This is a genomic window from Serratia proteamaculans (assembly GCF_949794035.1).
Lineage (GTDB): Bacteria > Pseudomonadota > Gammaproteobacteria > Enterobacterales > Enterobacteriaceae > Serratia > Serratia proteamaculans.
Map to the genome: position 1 here is coordinate 4,553,786 of NZ_OX461105.1, position 19,362 is coordinate 4,573,147.

Annotated in this window: 19 protein-coding genes; 12 read left to right on the forward strand and 7 right to left on the reverse strand. The window is 55.4% G+C overall.

Translation table 11 applies throughout. From position 1 onward, the window contains the following. Positions 1-135: 135 nt before the first annotated feature. Positions 136-1,782: a class I fumarate hydratase FumA gene (gene fumA, locus QOT07_RS21160; protein ID WP_099063379.1), complete on the reverse strand. Its 1,647-nt coding sequence runs from the start codon at positions 1,780-1,782 to the stop codon at positions 136-138. A 372-nt stretch (positions 1,783-2,154) separates the two neighbouring features. Here fumA and QOT07_RS21165 point away from each other — a divergent pair, with 372 nt between their 5' ends. From QOT07_RS21165 to ruvX, 6 genes are all read left to right on the forward strand, one after another. Continuing rightward, positions 2,155-2,667, forward strand: coding sequence for a SprT family zinc-dependent metalloprotease (locus tag QOT07_RS21165; RefSeq protein ID WP_099063378.1), 513 nt, complete (start codon positions 2,155-2,157; stop codon positions 2,665-2,667). Positions 2,668-2,768: 101 nt separating this feature from the next. Continuing rightward, positions 2,769-3,464: a deoxyribonuclease I gene (endA, locus tag QOT07_RS21170; RefSeq protein WP_283603871.1), complete on the forward strand. Its 696-nt coding sequence runs from the start codon at positions 2,769-2,771 to the stop codon at positions 3,462-3,464. Between the two features lie 186 nt (positions 3,465-3,650). Next, complete coding sequence (gene rsmE, locus QOT07_RS21175) at positions 3,651-4,382, forward strand: 16S rRNA (uracil(1498)-N(3))-methyltransferase (protein WP_099063376.1); 732 nt, start codon at positions 3,651-3,653, stop codon at positions 4,380-4,382. Positions 4,383-4,392: 10 nt separating this feature from the next. Continuing rightward, the gene (gene gshB, locus QOT07_RS21180; protein ID WP_099063375.1) at positions 4,393-5,343 is read left to right on the forward strand and encodes a glutathione synthase; all 951 of its coding nucleotides are present in this window, start codon (positions 4,393-4,395) and stop codon (positions 5,341-5,343) included. Between the two features lie 146 nt (positions 5,344-5,489). Continuing rightward, on the forward strand, positions 5,490-6,053 hold the full coding sequence (locus QOT07_RS21185) for a YqgE/AlgH family protein (RefSeq protein ID WP_099063374.1): 564 nt from the start codon (positions 5,490-5,492) through the stop codon (positions 6,051-6,053). After that, positions 6,053-6,475, forward strand: a complete 423-nt coding sequence (gene ruvX, locus QOT07_RS21190; protein ID WP_012146730.1) for a Holliday junction resolvase RuvX — start codon at positions 6,053-6,055, stop codon at positions 6,473-6,475. The genes QOT07_RS21185 and ruvX overlap by 1 nt, the downstream gene beginning before the upstream one ends. On the opposite strand, the gene QOT07_RS21195 is transcribed toward ruvX, so the two are convergent. The 5 genes from QOT07_RS21195 to QOT07_RS21215 all read right to left on the reverse strand — a co-directional run bounded on the left by QOT07_RS21195 (position 6,438) and on the right by QOT07_RS21215 (position 14,611). After that, positions 6,438-8,621, reverse strand: a complete 2,184-nt coding sequence (locus QOT07_RS21195; protein ID WP_283603872.1) for a fimbria/pilus outer membrane usher protein — start codon at positions 8,619-8,621, stop codon at positions 6,438-6,440. The genes ruvX and QOT07_RS21195 overlap by 38 nt on opposite strands. A gap of 73 nt (positions 8,622-8,694) precedes the next feature. Then, complete coding sequence (locus tag QOT07_RS21200) at positions 8,695-9,138, reverse strand: DUF1090 domain-containing protein (protein WP_099063371.1); 444 nt, start codon at positions 9,136-9,138, stop codon at positions 8,695-8,697. Positions 9,139-9,261: 123 nt separating this feature from the next. Next, positions 9,262-12,840 (reverse strand): ATP-binding protein, encoded by a 3,579-nt coding sequence (locus tag QOT07_RS21205; RefSeq protein ID WP_283603873.1) that lies wholly within the window; start codon positions 12,838-12,840, stop codon positions 9,262-9,264. After that, complete coding sequence (locus QOT07_RS21210; RefSeq protein ID WP_261416314.1) at positions 12,830-13,462, reverse strand: response regulator transcription factor; 633 nt, start codon at positions 13,460-13,462, stop codon at positions 12,830-12,832. Before QOT07_RS21210 ends, QOT07_RS21205 begins: the two co-directional genes overlap by 11 nt. Positions 13,463-13,618: 156 nt before the next feature. Further along, positions 13,619-14,611 (reverse strand): type IV pilus twitching motility protein PilT, encoded by a 993-nt coding sequence (locus QOT07_RS21215; RefSeq protein ID WP_099063368.1) that lies wholly within the window; start codon positions 14,609-14,611, stop codon positions 13,619-13,621. 20 nt (positions 14,612-14,631) lie between these two features. On the opposite strand from QOT07_RS21215, the gene QOT07_RS21220 reads away from it, so the two are divergent. Genes QOT07_RS21220 through hemW form a run of 6 tightly spaced genes read left to right on the forward strand, consistent with a single transcriptional unit; the run spans position 14,632 to position 18,797 of the window. Beyond that, positions 14,632-15,339, forward strand: coding sequence for a YggS family pyridoxal phosphate-dependent enzyme (locus QOT07_RS21220; RefSeq protein ID WP_207977529.1), 708 nt, complete (start codon positions 14,632-14,634; stop codon positions 15,337-15,339). Between the two features lie 20 nt (positions 15,340-15,359). Next, positions 15,360-16,181: a pyrroline-5-carboxylate reductase gene (gene proC / locus QOT07_RS21225; RefSeq protein ID WP_207977527.1), complete on the forward strand. Its 822-nt coding sequence runs from the start codon at positions 15,360-15,362 to the stop codon at positions 16,179-16,181. A gap of 31 nt (positions 16,182-16,212) precedes the next feature. Next, positions 16,213-16,767, forward strand: a complete 555-nt coding sequence (locus QOT07_RS21230) for a YggT family protein (protein ID WP_085118923.1) — start codon at positions 16,213-16,215, stop codon at positions 16,765-16,767. Continuing rightward, entirely contained in the window at positions 16,764-17,054 is a 291-nt protein-coding gene (gene yggU / locus QOT07_RS21235) for a DUF167 family protein YggU (RefSeq protein ID WP_261416318.1), read from the forward strand. The genes QOT07_RS21230 and yggU overlap by 4 nt, the downstream gene beginning before the upstream one ends. A gap of 17 nt (positions 17,055-17,071) precedes the next feature. Then, the gene (locus QOT07_RS21240) at positions 17,072-17,665 is read left to right on the forward strand and encodes an XTP/dITP diphosphatase (RefSeq protein ID WP_099063365.1); all 594 of its coding nucleotides are present in this window, start codon (positions 17,072-17,074) and stop codon (positions 17,663-17,665) included. Further along, a complete protein-coding gene (hemW, locus tag QOT07_RS21245; RefSeq protein WP_099063364.1) occupies positions 17,658-18,797 on the forward strand; it encodes a radical SAM family heme chaperone HemW in 1,140 nt (379 codons plus the stop codon). The genes QOT07_RS21240 and hemW overlap by 8 nt, the downstream gene beginning before the upstream one ends. Positions 18,798-18,833: 36 nt before the next feature. On the opposite strand, the gene QOT07_RS21250 is transcribed toward hemW, so the two are convergent. Beyond that, entirely contained in the window at positions 18,834-19,268 is a 435-nt protein-coding gene (locus QOT07_RS21250; protein WP_207977525.1) for a DUF29 domain-containing protein, read from the reverse strand. Between the last annotated feature and the right edge of the window lie 94 nt (positions 19,269-19,362).

Sequence of the window (19,362 nt, forward strand, 5' to 3'; positions counted from 1 at the left end):
TATGCGTGTATTACTGCTCCGCACGTAGGGTATACAGGTTAAAACGCGGCGTCCAGCGGGCTACAGGACTTTACACTGGGTTTGATCAAGGCGGGAACTTGCCGCCCGATAACGGGCGACAAGTCTTTGCGAGAGTTACTTCACGCAGCGAGAACACTGGCCGGCCTGGATCTTCTGGAAGAAGTCATTGCCTTTATCATCCACCAGAATAAACGCCGGGAAATCTTCCACTTCAATTTTCCAGATCGCTTCCATCCCCAGCTCAGGGTATTCGACGCAGGTCAGGCTCTTGATGCTCTGCTGCGCCAGCACCGCTGCCGGGCCACCAATGCTGCCGAGGTAGAAGCCACCGTGTTTGTGGCAGGCGTCAGTCACCTGCTGGCTACGGTTACCCTTGGCCAGCATGATCATGCTGCCGCCGTGGGACTGCAGCAGATCAACGTAAGAGTCCATACGCCCGGCGGTGGTTGGCCCCAGTGAACCCGAAGCGTAACCGTCCGGCGTTTTGGCCGGACCGGCGTAATAAATCGGGTGATCCTTGACGTACTGCGGCAGACCTTCACCGTTGTCCAGACGCTCTTTCAGCTTGGCGTGCGCGATGTCACGCCCCACGATGATGGTACCGCTCAGCGACAGGCGGGTGGACACCGGGAATTGTGACAGCTGCTTGAGGATCTCGGCCATTGGGCGGTTGAGGTCAATCTTGACGGCCTCGCCTTCCCCAGCCTGACGCAGTTCCTGCGGAATAAACTTGCCCGGATTGTGCTCCAGCTTCTCCAGCCAGATACCATCACGGTTAATCTTGCCCTTGATGTTACGGTCAGCGGAACAGGAAACCCCCATGCCCACCGGACAGGATGCGCCATGGCGCGGCAGGCGCACCACGCGGATGTCATGCGCAAAGTATTTGCCGCCAAACTGCGCGCCCAGCCCCAGATTCTGCGCCTCTTTCAGTAATTCTTCTTCCAGTACCACGTCGCGGAATGCCTGGCCGTGTTCGTTACCTTCGGTTGGCAGGCCATCGTAGTACTTGGTCGAGGCCAGCTTGACGGTTTTCAGTGTCGCTTCGGCCGAGGTCCCGCCGATAACAAACGCCACGTGGTAAGGCGGACAGGCTGCGGTACCCAGCGTGCGCATTTTCTCGACCAGATAATCCTTCAGCTTGCCCGGGGACAGCAGCGCCTTGGTTTCCTGGTAGAGATAGGTTTTATTGGCTGAACCACCGCCTTTGGCGATGCACAGGAATTTGTATTCTTCACCGTCAACGCTGTACAGATCGATCTGCGCAGGCAAGTTGCTGCCGGTGTTGACCTCGTTGTACATATCCAGCGCGGCGTTTTGCGAATAACGCAGGTTGTCTTCGATAAAGGTGTTGTACACCCCACGTGACAATGCCGCTTCGTCACCGCCACCGGTCCAGACGCGCTGGCCCTTTTTGCCGACGATGATGGCGGTGCCGGTATCCTGGCAGGTCGGTAAAATTCCCTTGGCGGCGATTTCTGAGTTACGTAAAAATTGCAGCGCAACGTACTTGTCGTTTTCGCTGGCGTCCGGATCCTTGAGGATATCGGCCACCTGCTGCTGGTGTGCCGGACGCAGCATGAATGAGGCGTCATGGAACGCGTGCTGAGCAAGGAGGGTTAACGCTTCGGGGGCCACTTTCAGCACTTCCTGGCCTTCAAACTCGCTCACGGAAACGTGATCGCGGCTCAACAGATAGTATTCGGTGTCATCTTTCTTCAGCGGGAACGGATCTTGATAATGGAACGGTTTATTCGACATTGATCTCTCACTTGCAACATCAGCTGCGTTAAATTCACACTTACTCAGCCAGCTCGGGGCAGGCCGTGTCAGAAAACTCCCCACACCTTACGTATTTTTAATCAGTCGGTTATTGCGCTAAATCGCATAATACCCTGCTGGCTTGTAGGGGCGCTGTATACTGCGCCCGTGTTAATCGGGACGAATATATTCATCCCCTACAGGTACAGTCTCAGCATGTACCCTTTATTATCCCGCAGTTAACACAATGATTACAATCCATCAGCATCGATCGGGTTATCAATGCGGTGAAAAAACCTGTCTGGCGGACGGTCAGCAAATTAGTTTTGCGTCTTATTGCCAGCCGGTTCGCCATTGCTTAAGCTAGCCGCAATGAACAAAGTAAGAATCCCCATTGCGCTGCAACAGGCGGCGATGCGCTGTCTGCGAGAAAAACTGCAGCTGGCCCGTCAGCACTTTTCCGTCGAGTTCCCCGAGCCCAAAGTCGTTTACCAGCAACGTGGCACCAGCGCGGGCACCGCCTGGCTACAAGCCTGGGAAATCCGACTGAATCCGGTACTGCTGATGGAAAACCAACAGCCGTTTATCGATGAAGTGGTGCCGCATGAACTGGCGCACCTGCTGGTATTCCGTCAGTTTGGCCGCGTACCGCCGCACGGCCGGGAATGGCGCTGGATGATGGAAAGCGTGTTGCAGGTACCGGCCAGCCGTACCCACCAGTTTGAGATTGCCTCGGTGCAGAGCAAAACCTACCCCTACCGCTGCAGTTGCCAACGGCACCAGCTCACCGTGCGCCGCCACAATAGGGTGATGCGCGGAGAAAGTGAATATCGCTGCCGCCAGTGTGGCGACAAGCTGAAATTTTTTGCCGGTGAACCCATTTAGCGAAACGATTTATACGTTAAAACAAGCCAGTATCGTCGTTTGCTACGACTGTCAACTTCCGCTACCCTGCCTGCTTTTCCAATTTTGAGCTGTTTTGGAATATGCTTCGCAAAATTTTATTTTTGGTGGTTCTCTCTGCCGGTGCCGCACAGGCGCACGGCATCAATAACTTTTCTCAGGCCAAGGCGGCAGCGGCCAAAATCAATCAGGACGCGCCCGGCTCCTTCTACTGCGGCTGCCGGATCGACTGGCAGGGCAAGAAAGGCATTCCCAATCTGAACAGTTGTGGCTATCAGTCGCGTAAAAATGCCCAACGCGCGCAACGTATCGAATGGGAACACGTGGTTCCGGCCTGGCAGTTCGGCCACCAATTGCAGTGCTGGCAACAGGGCGGCCGCAAAAACTGCAATAAAGACGCCGGCTACCGCCAAATCGAAACCGATTTGCACAACCTGCAGCCGGCGATAGGTGAAGTGAATGGCGATCGTAATAACTTTATGTACAGCCAGTGGAAAGGCGGCGAAGGCCAGTATGGCCAGTGCCCGATGAAAGTGGACTTCAAAAATAAGCAGGCCGAACCGCCGGTCCGCGCCCGTGGCGCGATCGCCCGCACCTACTTCTATATGCGCGACCGCTACCAACTGCGGCTTTCACGCCAGCAGACCCAGCTTTTCGAGGTGTGGAACCGCCAGTATCCGGTCAACCAGTGGGAATGTCTGCGCGAAGCACGCATCGCTAAGGTTCAGGGCAACCATAATCCTTATATTCAGCAGGCTTGCCAGCAACGAAAGGGCTAAATCCCCTTCGTACTTAAAACTGCAGCGGTGTTGACTGCTTGAGCGCCCCCGAATCACTTACTTAAGTAAGCTCATCGGGATGCACTCACTTGCCGCCTTGCTGCAGCTTCAATTACTTTGGGTATATACTCTTTTTTTTCAAGCTGCAGCACTGATGACTGCACATGAGTCAGGATCGAATATTCAATGCGTATACCCCGTATTTATCACCCGCAGCCGTTGATCGACAATGCGGAAATCTTCTTAAGCGAAGACGCCGCCAACCATATCGGGCGTGTACTGCGCATGAATGCTGGCCAGGCGCTGCAGTTATTCGACGGCAGCAATCAGGTGTTCGACGCCGAGATCACCCATGTCGACAAGAAAAGCGTGCAGGTGCAGCTCAGCGCCGGGCAACGGGAAGACCGTGAATCACCGCTCAATCTGCATCTGGGCCAGGTGATTTCTCGCGGTGAAAAGATGGAATTCACCATTCAGAAATCCATCGAACTGGGGGTTAACGTCATCACCCCGCTGTTTTCCGAGCGCTGCGGCGTAAAGCTGGACGGCGAACGCCTGGCGAAAAAAATTCAACAGTGGCAGAAGATTGCCATCGCCGCCTGCGAACAGTGTGGCCGTAACCGCATCCCGGAAATCCGCGAGGCAATGCAACTGGAAGCCTGGTGTGCCGAGCAGGATGGCAGCCTGAAGCTCAACCTGCATCCACGCGCCAGCCACAGCATCAATACCCTTCCCCTGCCGGTGGAACATGTCCGCTTGCTGATTGGGCCGGAAGGCGGTTTATCCGCCGACGAAATTGCGATGACCACAGGCCACGGATTTACTGATATCCTGCTTGGGCCACGCGTTCTGCGTACAGAAACCACAGCGCTCACCGCGATTACCGCTTTGCAGGTACGTTTCGGCGATCTGGGTTAAAGGAGAAAAGATGATTAAGCTCGGCATCGTGATGGACCCTATCGCCTCCATCAATATCAAGAAAGACACCAGCTTCGCCATGCTGCTCGAAGCGCAGCGCCGTGGCTGGGAACTGCACTATATGGAGATGGACGATCTCTATCTGCACGCCGGTGACGGCCGCGCCCGTACCCGCCTGCTGAACGTGAAAGAAGATAAAGAGAGCTGGTTCAGCTTTGGTAGCGAGCAGGATCTGGCGCTGCATGATCTGGACGTGATCCTGATGCGTAAAGATCCGCCATTCGATACCGAATACATCTACGCGACCTATATTCTCGAGCGCGCAGAGGTCAAGGGCACGCTGGTGGTCAACAAGCCACAGAGCCTGCGTGACTGCAACGAAAAGCTGTTCACCGCCTGGTTCCCGGAACTGACGCCGGACACCCTGGTCAGCCGCAGCGCAGCGCACATCCGCAAATTCCACCAGCAGCATGGCGACATCATCCTCAAGCCGCTGGACGGCATGGGCGGCGCGTCAATCTTCCGTGTGAAACAGGATGACCCGAACCTGTCGGTGATTATCGAAACCCTGACCGAACACGGCAGCCGTTTCTGCATGGCGCAGAACTTCATTCCGGCGATCAAGGAAGGCGATAAACGCATTCTGGTGGTGGACGGTGAGCCAGTGCCTTACTGCCTGGCACGTATTCCGGCGCAGGGCGAAACCCGCGGTAACCTGGCGGCCGGTGGCCGGGGTGAGGCGCGTCCGCTGAGCGAAAGCGACTGGAAAATTGCTCGTGCGGTAGCCCCGACGCTGAAAGAAAAAGGGCTGATCTTCGTTGGCCTGGACGTGATTGGCGATCGACTGACCGAAATCAACGTCACCAGCCCAACCTGCGCGCGCGAAATCGAAGCGGCCTTCCCGGTGTCGATCACCGGCATGTTGATGGACGCGATCGAAAAGCGTCTGGCAGCGAAGTAATCCGCAGTGCGGGCGGCGATGTCGCCCGCAATCCTGGTTTCCTGGATCGAGGCTCTCGGCTCACGCTGCAACTTGAAAGGCGACGGGGATGGCCGCATACTGGCGGCTGTTTAACTTATCACCCATCAACTGTCTAAAATAACACCATGAATTTACAGCACCATTTTCTTATCGCTATGCCATCACTTCAGGATCCTCGCTTCAAACGCTCGGTGATTTATGTCTGCGAGCACAATGAAGACGGCGCCATGGGCCTGGTGATCAATAAACCGGTGGAACAGTTCACGGTGGAAACAGTGTTGAGCAAACTGAAGATCATAGCGCAGGCGCGCGATCCGGCCATCAGCCTGGACAAACCGGTATTTGCCGGCGGCCCGCTGGCGGACGATCGCGGTTTTATTCTGCATACGCCGCGCAAAGGCTTTGGCTCCAGCATTCAGATCTCGCCGGATACCATGATCACCACCTCGAAAGACGTGCTGGAAACGCTGGGCACCCCGGAGCAACCGGATGACGTGCTGGTCGCGCTCGGCTATGCCGGTTGGGAAAAAGGCCAGTTGGAACAGGAAGTGCTGGAAAACGCCTGGCTGACCATTGAAGCCGACACCGACATTCTGTTCCATACGCCGATCGCCAACCGCTGGCGCGCGGCTGCCAACCGTCTGGGTATCGACATCTGCAGCATTGCCAACCACGCAGGACATGCCTGATGACTAACCGCACCATTATCGCCTTCGACTTCGGCACCAAAAGCATTGGTGCCGCCATCGGGCAGGAACTCACGGGCAGCGCCCGCGCGCTGGCGGCCTTCAAAGCTCAGGACGGTTCACCGGACTGGCAAAAGATCGAGAAACTGCTGAAAGAATGGCAGCCGGATCTGGTGGTGGTCGGCCTGCCGCTGAACATGGACGGCACCGAACAGTTGGTGACCGAGCAAGCTCGCAAGTTCGCCAACCGCCTGCACGGCCGCTTTGGCGTCCAGATCGCACTGCATGACGAGCGCCTCAGCACCGTCGAAGCCCGCGCCAACCTGTTCGATCGTGGCGGTTTCCGCGCGCTGGACAAGGGCAGCGTAGACTCGGCCTCGGCAGTGGTTATTCTGGAAAGCTGGTTTGAGCGGCAGCTGGGCTAACTTTTTCAGCCGGTGCAAACCGGCTGAACATGATGGCACCCGCCGTCGGTACCACTTCAATCTCGTCCTCCGGTAACGTCCAGCCCTCCCGCAGCCCGTAAGTATCCAACGACAGCCGATTGACCCGATACGAGGTCAATGACCCCACAATCGCATAGCCGCGCCAGTCGGTGGTCACGCCATATTGGTTATCCACGCCGATGCCGGGCGAGTCAGGCACGCTGACCAGCGCCATGGTTTCGCCCAAAGTTTGCCCGAGCGTCACTCCCTGTTGGGATGCAATCAGGCTACCTGAAAGTTCGGCATTCTGCTGCTGATAACCCAGGCCACGCGAATACCCTACTCGCAGTTGACCGGCATTGTATTGGTAACCGGCACTGAGATCCTGGCTGCCGCCTTTTTTCTGGCTCTGCGTAGCGCTGGCCGCATAGTTGAGGCTGTAATCCTTCAGTGCCGTGCCGCTGATCCCCAGGCGGCGGCTATCTTCGCCATTCTTCACCAGCGTATGGTCGTAGTTAAGCCTCACCCGCGGCAACAATATCGCGCTCATGGGGATGGAGAACGACAGGCCGACCTGGGCCTGATCTTTACCGTAAGACCGTTGGTTATATTCAGCATGCAGGGAAACGTCCAGCTCACCCCAACTGCTGCTCACCCCCAACTCAAGACTGGTCTCGCCTTTCTCCTGCCCGCGCAGGGTCTCTGTTACCAGCGTCAAATAGGCACTGTCCGAATCCGTAATGAATTGGTTATAGCTTGCCTCGAGGCGGTATTTTTTTTCAGCGTCAAAATCACCGGTAAAAATACCGTCCTCCCAATCCCACCAATAGGTCTTCTGCTGGGCTATCGCCTCATTGAAAGTGCGATAACTTTGTCTGGGGGGATAATACTGCGCCAACAGGCTAAACGAGGACTCCCACTGAGGTATCGCCTTGGCATAACGCAAGCGGGCCATGCCGCCGTTATCCGGCTGTTGCCGCCGCGGCTCAAGCGCAGATGAATGGCTGTAGTCAATTGACAAGGCCCCCCACTGATCCAGACTTTTGCCCACGCCCACGGCGGCACTGCGATAAAGATCTGAGGTGAGAAAACCGCCGTACAGCGTCATCTTATAGGCCAGTCCGCTGCTGAGCGACATTTCGCCAAATACCGGCTGCGCTTGTTCAACACCGTGGTAAGGCTGATATTTCCCCACGGTGGCGTCGTACTTCCAATGGTAACGGTGCACCAGATTGGGCATCGATGAATACGGGATCCTTCGTTCGGTTTCGGTACCGTCACTTTCCTTGATGATCACTTCAATATCACCATCAGGGGCCGGTGGATAAACATCCTTCAGAATAAAAGTACCGGGCGAAACAAAAGTCTGATAAATCACCACGCCGTTCTGACGGATCTTCACCTGCGCGTTGCTACGCGCATAGCCGCGTAGCCAGGGTGAGAAAGCGCGCAGGCCATCCGGTAACATCCTGTCGTCCGACACCAGGCTGATACCTCGATACTTCACACTTTTGAACAACGTAGAGGGCGTGTTGTTATCGCCCAGGGTCAACTGAGAGCGCCAGGCCCGGATATCGCGAAAGGCGAACGCCCGCTCGGTATACCATGCGGGTTTACCCCAGGTTTCTTCCTGATAAACCGGCTCGTAACGCAAACGCCAGGCACCAAGATTAACGCCACTGTTAATATCCGCATTCATCCGACGACGACGATCGGTATTACGGTATTTTTCACCCTGGTAGTGACTGTAATTGAGCCGATAATCGACAAAGGCGGCGTTAATGCCGTCATCCCAACGGCTGGTGACCACGCCATTTTCCTTATTGGTGATAAGTGGCTCCGGGATCACCAGGGTTAACAACTGCGCATCGGGATCAAAAAACTTTTTGATATTACGCTGGGTCAAAGCCGTCGGCATCACGCAGCCCTCGACCGAGAAATACATGGCGGCGACGTCCGGATAGCGCATTCCCCATTCCCTGAGCAGGGGGGCAGTAATGCAAACCTCTCCACTGGGGGTCTGATCGAACCCGATACGCCCATGGTAGGTATTATTCACAATGACGTAAATTTTGTTGCTCTCTGCCAGACAGGCAGGAGCCACCAGTGCCGTCAGCAGCAGCAAAATGCGCAGAGAGAAGAGCATGGAATGTTAATACCGGCTTTTTAACCCAATAAAAAAAGGCGCTTTACGCGCCTTTGGTCTTGAGCCAAAAAGCTTAGCCTTGCAGGGCGGCCAGCTCAGCACGAGCCTGACGCAGGTCAGCGGTAATTTCATTCACGTCGGACTGTTTTTCCTGAAGCTTTTTCTGATACTTAGCGACTTTCTTGGCATCGCCTCGTGCCTGTGCTTCACCTAAATCAGCCTGTACCTGATTCACGTTATTTTGCTTCTCAACCAGCTTGCGCTCCAGCTTGTCGATTTTTTTCTGGTTCTTGGCGGCCAGACCACTGTCGGTACAATTGGCTTGCAACTCGTTCAAGGCTTTCTGCAGCCCAGCCACTTTGTTGCTGTTGCCGTATTTCTGCGCTTCTCTGATCTGGTTTTCAATTGCGCCACGCTTGGCATTGCAATCGTTACCTGCCGCAGTAGCCACTGAAGCAAAACCTGCACCCAACGCCAGAACCAGTGGCAGTGCGATTAATTTAGTCATTTTTTTCATTATCATGTCCCTTTTCAACGATAAATAAGTGGGGATGTCCCCCTCCATCTTGTCGGACAGATAATAGATTTATGCAGATGACGTTAATATCGACAGATGGCTTCATTGCTCTGTAGGAACGGACTACCCCTCTGTAGTCCGTGTATCGGCCAACGAAAGACTCTGTTGCAGTACCCCGATCAAATCGGTAGCCGCCTGCACCACGGCATCCATATCATCGATATCACCGCTCGCCGCCAGACGTCGACAAGCCTCCGCCAGCAGATCGGCATGCACTAAACGGGCGGCACCCAACAGCTTATGGGCGACTTCAGCAATCTGGCCGTTATCTGGCGACCGGTGATCCCGCAGTGCGTTTAACTCCGCGCAGTCTTCGTCCAGGCTTTCGATCAGCGTTGCAACAAACTCATTGAATACCCCAGTAACACGCAATTCTGCGGGTAAGGCTGCGAGATCAAAAATCTGCAGGTCGCTACCCGTATCACCGGGTTCCACTGACAAGGTGCGAAGTTTTTCGGTAAGAATTTGCAGATTCACCGGCTTGAACAGGCAATCATTCATCCCGGCCTGCAGGCAGGCTTCCCGGGCGCTGCCCTGGGCATCCGCCGTCAGCCCCCAGAGCGCCACCGCCGGTAAGCCCTGTTCGCGCTCTTTCACCCTCAACCGACGGGTGAAGTCATAGCCGTCCATATTCGGCATATGGCAATCGGTAATCACCAAATCGACCCTTTGCTGCTCCAGCGCCTTCAGGGCCTGTATGCCGTCTTCAACCGGGATCGGATGATGACCAAGGAAGCGCAACTGCTGCGTCAGCAACAAGCGTCCGGCACGGTGATCTTCCACCACCAGGATCCGTAAGCCAGCCCGTTCGGGAGCTTCCACCGGAGATGCCGTCGGCGGCGGCACTATTGCCAGCAGGCGCGGTATCGACAGTGAAACCGTCACCTCGGTACCGATTTCCGGTTCACTGACCAGGGCAATGCTGCCCCTCATCATGGCGATCAGGGTGCGGCAAATATAAAGCCCCAGCCCGGCACCATGGCTGCCTGCCATATTTTTCCCCTGAGAGAACGGCTGGAACAGTGCGGACTGGGTTGCGGTATCAATGCCCTTGCCGGTATCGATAACCCTGACTCGCATCTCCAGACGCTCATCGTCGACGGCATCCACCAGCGCACTGAGGGTGACCGTGCCCTGCCCGGTGAACTTAATTGCATTGCTGACCAGGTTTGAGATCACCTGTTTAAATCGCACCGGGTCGATCATCACATCACCGGCAATCTCGGCATCAATATCCAACTTAAAGCCCAGCCCCTTCTGGCGAGCGACTCCGTCAAACAGGATGGCCACCGACTCAATCAACTGCCTTAAATCAGCGCGCTCCGGGTGCAGCACCAAACGTTCGGACTCAATACGCGAGATATCCAGAATGTCGCCAATCAGCGCCAACAGTGAATGGGCCGAACCCTGGGCGATATTCAATAAATCGACATCTGCTTCCCCGCCGCGTTGCCGCTGCCGCAACACCAGTTCCAGCATGCCAATAATGGCATTCAGTGGGGTACGGATCTCATGGCTCATGGTGGCAAGAAAGGTGGTTTTCGCCCGGTTGGCACTATCGGCCCGTTCCTTGGCTTGCTGCAATTGCACAATCAGCTGCTCGCGCTCGGTGATGTCAAACCAGCCGCCCACCTTGCTGTCACACTGCCCCTGCTGCGCCATCAGCAAGGTGCTCCACTGCTGCAAAAGATGGGGCTGCCCGCCAAAGGTCAGCTGTCGGGTGAGTAACAACGCATGGGGATCCTGTTCATTTGAACTCAGAGCAATATCTTCAGCGCCAGACAGACTGAGCTGAAAGCTTTCCAGGCTATTGCCTACAGCCTCCGGCGGAGCCAGACCCAGCGCTTGATAAAAGCGTGCATTGGCCAAGATTATTTTTTCTTTTAAATCGGTGAGATAAATGGGTATCGGCACGGCATCCAGCAACATTTGCTGATGCAGGGCCATCTCATTACGCAAGGCTTCCAGGCGGTGCTGATATTGCCGACGATAAAAAATAAATATCGCCAGAAAACACAGCAATATTGCAGCCAGTGCCAGTAACGCCGGGCGGTAATACCGGGCCATGGAAACCCCTTCAACGCTCTCGCTGTTCATTAGATAAGCATTGTTGTACCAGTTACGGGTCATGGCATGAATATCCTCCGGCGGAATACTCAGTAATGCCTTATCCAGAATGGTCGCCAGCGGATATTCACTGCCGGAAACGCCCATGACAAAACGCGCCGGTTCTGAATCCAGCCCACGAAGGATCTGCAAACCGGGTTGAGAACCATGGGAAAGCAGAAAATCTGCGCTGATCATCGGCAACACCAGTACATCGGCACGCCCGTCGGTCAAGGCCTCAATCCCGGCGTAAGGCGTCGCTACTGGGATGATGCGGCTCTGCGGGTAGTGCTGTCGCAAGAACGCATCAAGCGGATGACCCCGGACCAATGCAATACGCTGCGGCTGCAAATCGGCTTTTTGTGCCTCATGCCCCACCAGTACCCAGGAATTAAACAGATAGGAACGGGTGGTTAACAGCCCGTTGGGCCACACCGCATCCAGAGTAACGCCGGCGACCACGTCGGCTTTGCCGCTTTTCATCTCCTCCAGCGACTGCTGCAATGATGTGGCCCGAATGACATCGAACCTCAACCCGGTGCGGGTAGAGATCGCCTCAAGCACATCCGCCGTCAGTCCATGAAAATAACCCTGTTCATCGAAGAAATTCAGCGGCGCAAAATCATCGTTAACCACCACTCGAACCCTGGGATTATCTTCAATCCATTTGCGCTCCAGCGAGGTAAACAGCAGGTGCTTTCCGGCAGACGCCATCGGCGCCCCGCCGCTCCAGCGACTCTGGATCGCCACCACCGCACTGTCGGGGATCGTCTCCAATACCCGGTTCAATATCCTTTGCAGACGGCCATTGCTACTCGCTACGGCAAAAGCAAAACCGTTGGCATCTTCCTGCGGCAACAGTTGTAGACGCAGATTATTCAGGTTTGCCTGATTGATCAGATAGCGGGCGGAGATAGCGTCACCGATAAACGCATCGAGATTATTAAAAGAAAGGGCCTCCAGTGCACGTCGCGAGGAGTCGTAGATTTGAGTGCTGCCAGCCGGAAAGCGCCGGATCAAAGCTTTACGGTTGCGGTACAAACTTTCAATGCCGACCCGCCGGATCGGTTTACTGTGCAGCAGGCTGTCGGTTCTCTCGACCAGTGCCGGACTGGCGACCAGATAAGGATGACTGAGCAACAGGCCATGTTTCTGCTTATCCTCGTCGCTGGCATTAGCGATAAGGTCCACTTCCCCTCTGGCCAGGGCCTGTAGCAGCAACTCATAGCTTTCGTAGTAGCGGACTCGTACCTGGATATTGAGGTTGTAGCCGATGATGCCCAGATAATCGGCATTAATCCCCCCATAGTCATGCAACCCGGTGGTGATGTCATAAGGAGGATAATTGGGCGCTGCCGTGCCGTAGATCAGCATGCGTTTTTGGCGCAACCATTGCCAGTCGCTGCCTTTAAGCCCCGGCTCGGGCAATTGAACCTGGCTACGGCTATCCAGGTTTATTTCCCGAAAGGTCGGGGTAACCTCTGCGATGACGCTGCTGCAAAACAACAGCAATATTAAAAATAATTTATTCATCATCAATGCGACTATTTTGATGATGAAGAAAACTCGCCAAATCCTCGACGCGATGGACCTTTAGTTTATCCATCAGACGTGCCTTATAAGTACTGATGGTTTTATTACTTAACAGCAAGCGATCGGCAATCTCTTTATTGCTTAATCCTTCGCTCAAATAACGCAGCACGGTCAATTCACGATCGGAAAGGCGCGTCATGACATCTTCATTTTTCGCTGGTGTATTCAGCAACGAGCTAAAGGTTCCCTGAGGAAAACAAAGATAGCCTTGCAACACCAGTTGGCACAGTGGCGCCAGTTGGCCAACATCCAGCTCTTTACTGAAAAAACCGCAGGCACCGGCACGCCAGACACGCTCGGCATAGATCTCCGCCGGCAGGCTGCTATAGACCACCACTTTCATTGAACTATCTATTTGACGAATGTGTTGCAGGATCTGCAAACCGTCCATTTTGTTCAGCATAATGTCCAGAATGACCAACTGGGGCTGAACCTGTTTTATTTTTGCCAATGCCGCCATTCCATTGGTGGCGGTTATAATTAAGTTATTTCCTAATGGAGCAAGAATTGTCTTAACCGCAAAGCAAATTGCCGGATGATCGTCAATAATCAACCAGGTGTTCATAAGGATATCCTTATCCAAAAGACAGCATTCAGGAAATACGCTCAAACGCTTCATTAAATAGTTAATAAAGGGCATGAGTTAATATTTTTAATGGGTTATTACAGAATGACCGATGGGTTTTATCATCTCACAACGGCTATTTTAGCGATTGTGGCATTATAATATTCCCTGCGCAACCCGCTGCTGCAGCCCCTGTTCAAAGGTCTGCATACCGGACTGCCCGCCGGTTTGCAGCACGTTAGCCAATTGATGGGTTTTGCCCTCGCGGATCATGCTGCTGACCGCCGCCGTTGCCGTCAGTACCTCAAAAATTGCTACCCTGCCACCGCCGGGCCGACTCAACAATTTTTGTGCAATCACCGCCTGTAAGCTGCCGGCCAATTGGGCACGCACATAAGGTTTTTCTTCCGCCGGAAAAACATCCACCAGCCGATCCACCGCCTGCGGCGCACTGCGGGTATGCAATGTGGCCAGCACCAGATGGCCGGTTTCCGCCGCGGTCAGTGCCAGACGGATCGTGGTGGTATCGCGCAGCTCCCCCAGCAGGATCACATCAGGATCCTCACGCAGAGCAGCCCGCAACGCATCGTCAAAGCTATGGCTGTCGCGACCCAGCTCGCGTTGCTGGATCAAACACTGCCGGCTGCAGTGGATAAATTCGATCGGGTCTTCCAGCGTAAGGATATGCCGACGCTGGTGCTGATTGATCTCGTCAATCATCGCCGCCAGGGTGGTGGATTTTCCGCTGCCAGTCGCACCGGTCACCAGGATCAGGCCATCTTCGCGCCGAACCAGAGCCGGAATAATGTCTGGCGCGGCCAACGCGGCCAAGGTTGGGCAATGGCCGGCAATCAACCGCAAAGCAATCGAGACTCCCTGGCTTTGCAGAAAGAAATTGGCACGCAGACGGATCTCACCCGCCAGTGAAAGCGCCAGATCCAGCTGCCCCAACTGTTGTAACTGCTGCCGCTGCAACGGTTGCAGCAGGGTGTTGCACAACAGCTGCATTCTCGCTGCGGTCAGGATTTCTGCCCCTGCCAGCGGCTGCAGTTCACCATCAATGCGCAACATCGGCCGATGTCCGGTACAAAGGTGCAGATCGGAAGCATTATGCTTTACACTAAGGGCCACGAATTCATCGATATCCATATCAATCTCCTGGGTCAATAATGAGCACTATCCAACAGAATCTGCAGGATGTCAGAAACCGCATTGCCGCGGCCGCTCAAGGCTGCGATCGCGCTCCAGAAGAAGTTACGCTGCTTGCCGTAAGCAAAACCAAACCTGTGGCGGCGATCGCAGAAGCCATCGCGGCAGGCCAGCGCGCCTTCGGCGAGAACTATGTTCAGGAAGGCGTGGATAAGGTTCAGCATTTCGCCGCGCTGCCGGAAGGCGCAACATTGGATTGGCACTTTATCGGCCCGTTGCAATCCAACAAGAGCCGGCTGGTGGCAGAGAACTTCGCCTGGTGCCACACCGTTGATCGGCTGCGTATTGCCCTGCGTTTGAGCGACCAGCGCCCGGCAGAGATGCCACCGCTTAACGTTCTGATCCAAATAAACATCAGCGATGAACAGAGTAAATCTGGCATTGTACTGGCTGAATTGCCGGCGCTGGCAGAGGCGGTTGCCGCGCTGCCAAACGTCAGGCTGCGCGGGCTGATGGCCATTCCAGCACCGCAAGAGAATTACCAGAGCCAGTTGGCGGTATTCGGTCAGATGCGCGACGCCTTCCTGGCTCTGCAACAGCAATATCCGCAGGTGGACACGCTGTCGATGGGCATGACCGACGACATGACGGCAGCGATTGCCGCAGGCAGCACCATGGTGCGTATAGGCACCGCCATTTTTGGCGCCCGTGATTATTCACAGGCCTGACACATTAACGAGGGATTTTGATGCAGCATCGTAAGATTACCTTTATTGGTGCCGGTAACATGGCACGCGCTATCATCGCTGGCCTGGTGGCGGGCGGTTATCCGGCCAAATCCATTAGCGTCTGTGCACCTTCGGCTAAAAACCGTGATGTACTGGCGGCGGACTACGGCATCATCAGTAGCAGTGACAACCTGGCCTGTGCTCAAGCGGCTGATGTCGTGGTGCTGGCGGTAAAACCGCAGATGATGGCCGATGTCTGTCAGCCGTTGCGTGAACGGGTCGATTTCAGCGGCAAGCTGGTTCTGTCGATCGCCGCCGGTATCCAGGTCAGCCGTTTTTACCAACTGCTGGGCGACAACCTGAACATCGTGCGCATCATGCCCAATACCCCCTCACTGGTAGGTAAAGGCATGAGCGGCCTGTATGCACCGCAACAGGTCAGCCAACAGGACCGCGACTACAGCAGCGATTTGATGGCGTCAGTCGGCAAGGTGTGCTGGGTAGATGACGAAAACGGCATTAACGGCGTCATCGCCGCTGCCGGTAGTGCACCGGCTTATTTCTTCCTGTTTATGGAAGCCATGCAGCAAGAAGCCGAACGTATGGGCTTCGACAGCCAGACCGCCCGTAATCTGGTGCAGCAGGCGGCCTCCGGCGCTGCCGCGCTGGTGGAAGCCAACCCGGATACGCCATTGTCGACCCTGCGTGAGCAAGTGACCTCTAAAGGCGGCACCACCGCCGAAGCGCTGCGGGTCTTCAACGAACAACAGCTGCCGGCAACCGTGGCCAAAGCCATGCAGGCGGCAGTTTCCCGTGCGCAGGAAATGGAAAAATCATTTTAAATAATCGAGAGTTAAGGAGAAGGGCTACTACATGCTAACGCTGACTTTTTTGGTCAAAACCGTTGTTGATCTGTACGTCATGGTACTGCTGCTGCGCATCTGGATGCAGTGGACGCGCGCTGACTTTTACAACCCATTCGCACAGTTTATCGTAAAGATCACCCAACCGGTGATCGGCCCGCTGCGCCGTGTCATTCCGTCCCTCGGACCGATCGACAGCGCATCGCTGCTGCTGGCGTTCCTGCTGATGACCATCAAGTATCCGCTGCTGCTGCTGATCCAGGGCGGTGCGATGTCACTCAGTCCATATAATCTGTTGTTTGGGCTGATCTCGCTGGTGAAGTCGGCCGGTTACCTGATCTTCTGGGTGATGATTATCCGCGCGCTGATGAGCTGGATCAGCCAGGGACGCAGCCCGATTGATCAGTTGATGTATCAACTGACCGAACCTTTAATGTCCCCGATCCGCCGTATTTTACCGGCAATGGGCGGCATTGATTTTTCAGCGATGGTGGTGATCCTGATCCTGTATCTGATCAACTACCTGGGCATGGATCTGTTCGGTGAGATCTGGTTCCTGCTGTGAGTGCAGTGACCCCGATGCTGGACGGGCTGGCGATCAGGCTATATATTCAGCCGAAAGCCAGCCGCGACCAGATTGTCGGTTTGCATGGCGACGAACTTAAAGTCGCCATTACCGCCCCGCCGGTAGACGGCCAGGCCAACGCTCATCTGATCAAGTTTCTCGCCAAGCAGTTCAAGGTGGCGAAAAGCAACGTCACCATCGAGAAAGGCGAACTGGGGCGGCATAAACAGTTACGCATCGTTAATCCGCAACAGATCCCCGCCGTGGTCGCGGCGCTAATCGAATAAATTTCAAGGTAGTCATCATGCAAAAAGTCGTTCTTGCCACCGGAAACCCGGGCAAAGTGCGCGAACTCGCCGACCTGCTGGCCGATTTCGGGCTGAATGTGGTCGCACAAACCGAGCTGGGCGTGGAGTCCGCTGAGGAAACCGGCCTGACGTTTATTGAAAACGCCATCCTGAAAGCCCGTCACGCGGCGCAAATCACCGGCCTGCCGGCGATTGCCGACGATTCGGGCCTGGCGGTAGACGCATTGGGCGGCGCACCGGGCATCTATTCTGCGCGTTACGCAGGTGTTGACGCCTCCGACCAGCAAAACCTCGACAAACTGCTGGTGGCGCTGAAAGACGTGCCGCAGGGCAGCCGCGGTGCGCAGTTCCACTGCGTGCTGGTGTATATGCGCCACGCAGAAGACCCAACGCCACTGGTGTTCCACGGCAGCTGGGCCGGTGAAATCACCCACGCCGCGGCAGGTGAAGGCGGTTTCGGTTACGATCCGATCTTCTACGTCCCGGAACTGGGCCGCACCGCCGCCGAGCTGAGTCGCGACGAGAAACGCGCAGTATCACACCGTGGTAAAGCACTGAAACTGATGCTGGAAGCGATGCGCAATGCTTAAGTTGCCTCCATTAAGTTTGTACATTCATATCCCGTGGTGCGTGCAGAAATGCCCGTACTGCGACTTCAACTCGCATGCGTTGAAGGGCGAAGTCCCGCATCAGGAATATGTCGATCACCTGCTGGCGGATCTGGATGCCGATCTGCCGCTGGTAGCCGGCCGTGAAATCAGTACTATTTTTATCGGCGGCGGCACCCCCAGCCTGCTGAGTGCCGAGGCGATGCAATCGCTGCTGGACGGCGTGCGAGCACGCATCCACGTGGTTGACGGTGCCGAGATCACCATGGAGGCCAATCCCGGTACCGTGGAGGCCGATCGCTTCAGCGGCTACCAGCGCGCCGGAGTGAACCGCATCTCTATCGGAGTGCAGAGCTTCAGCGCCGAGAAGTTAACTCGCCTGGGACGCATACACGGCCCGGAAGAGGCCAAACGTGCCGCGCACCTGGCCACCGGTCTTGGCCTGCGCAGTTTTAACCTCGATCTGATGCATGGCCTGCCGGACCAGTCGCTGGAAGAGGCGCTGGACGATTTGCGCCAGGCGATTGCCCTTAATCCGCCGCACCTGTCGTGGTATCAGCTGACCATCGAACCCAATACTCTGTTCAGTTCACGTCCGCCGGTCCTGCCGGACGACGACGCGCTGTGGGATATTTTCGAACGGGGCCATGAGTTACTGAGCGCTGCCGGCTATCAGCAATATGAAACCTCGGCCTATGCCAAGCCGGGTTACCAGTGCCAACACAACCTCAACTACTGGCGCTTTGGCGACTATCTGGGGATTGGCTGTGGCGCACACGGCAAACTGACATTCAGCGACGGCCGCATTCTGCGCACCGCGAAAACCAAGCATCCGCGCGGTTTTATGCAGGGCAAGTATATGGACAAGCAGCATGAGGTGACGGCAGCAGATCGGCCGTTCGAGTTCTTTATGAACCGCTTCCGCCTGCTGGAGGCGGCGCCGCGTGCCGAGTTCGTCAACTACACCGGGCTGGATGAAAGCACTATCCGTGCACAGTTGGACGAAGCACTGGCGAAAGGCTATCTGGAAGAGACGCCGGAATATTGGCAGATCACCGAGAAAGGCAAACTGTTCCTTAACTCACTGCTGGAGCTTTTTCTGGCAGACGAATAGCAAAAAGCGCTGAATTATCAGCGCTTTTTTTTGGTTTTAATCTGGATAGAACTCGTGGGAAAGCACCTGCTGGATATCCCAAATACCGTTTTCCGGATAAACATCCAACCCGGTTTCGGTCGTCGCCAGCGCTATCGCCTTGGACCAAATGACATCCAGCCAGTCAGCGTCGCTAAGCTTGACTTTTAAACTCGGCGACTCCTTCAGACTGTAAAGCACCTCTTTGCGCTGTGCTTTAATGGTTCTTTCCCAACTGGTGCCACGACGCGCCGGCTGATATTTCCATTTCAGCAGATGCGCGATCAGCACTGTCATACGGCTTGCAAGTTCCCTTTGCTCGCTCTTTCCCACGTCCTCAATCTCCTCGGCGATCTTTTCAACATCGATCTCAGACAATTTTCCGGAGCGCAAAAGAGCTGCCTGTTCATTTGCCCAGGCGACAACATCAGTTTCGTAGCGAGTATGGCTCATAGCGTTCTCCGTAAACACCCATGAATCTGTACATAGTTCAACCAGTCTGTCAGATAACCATCAGGAGGTCAAAAAACACGCTACCCACGGTAAT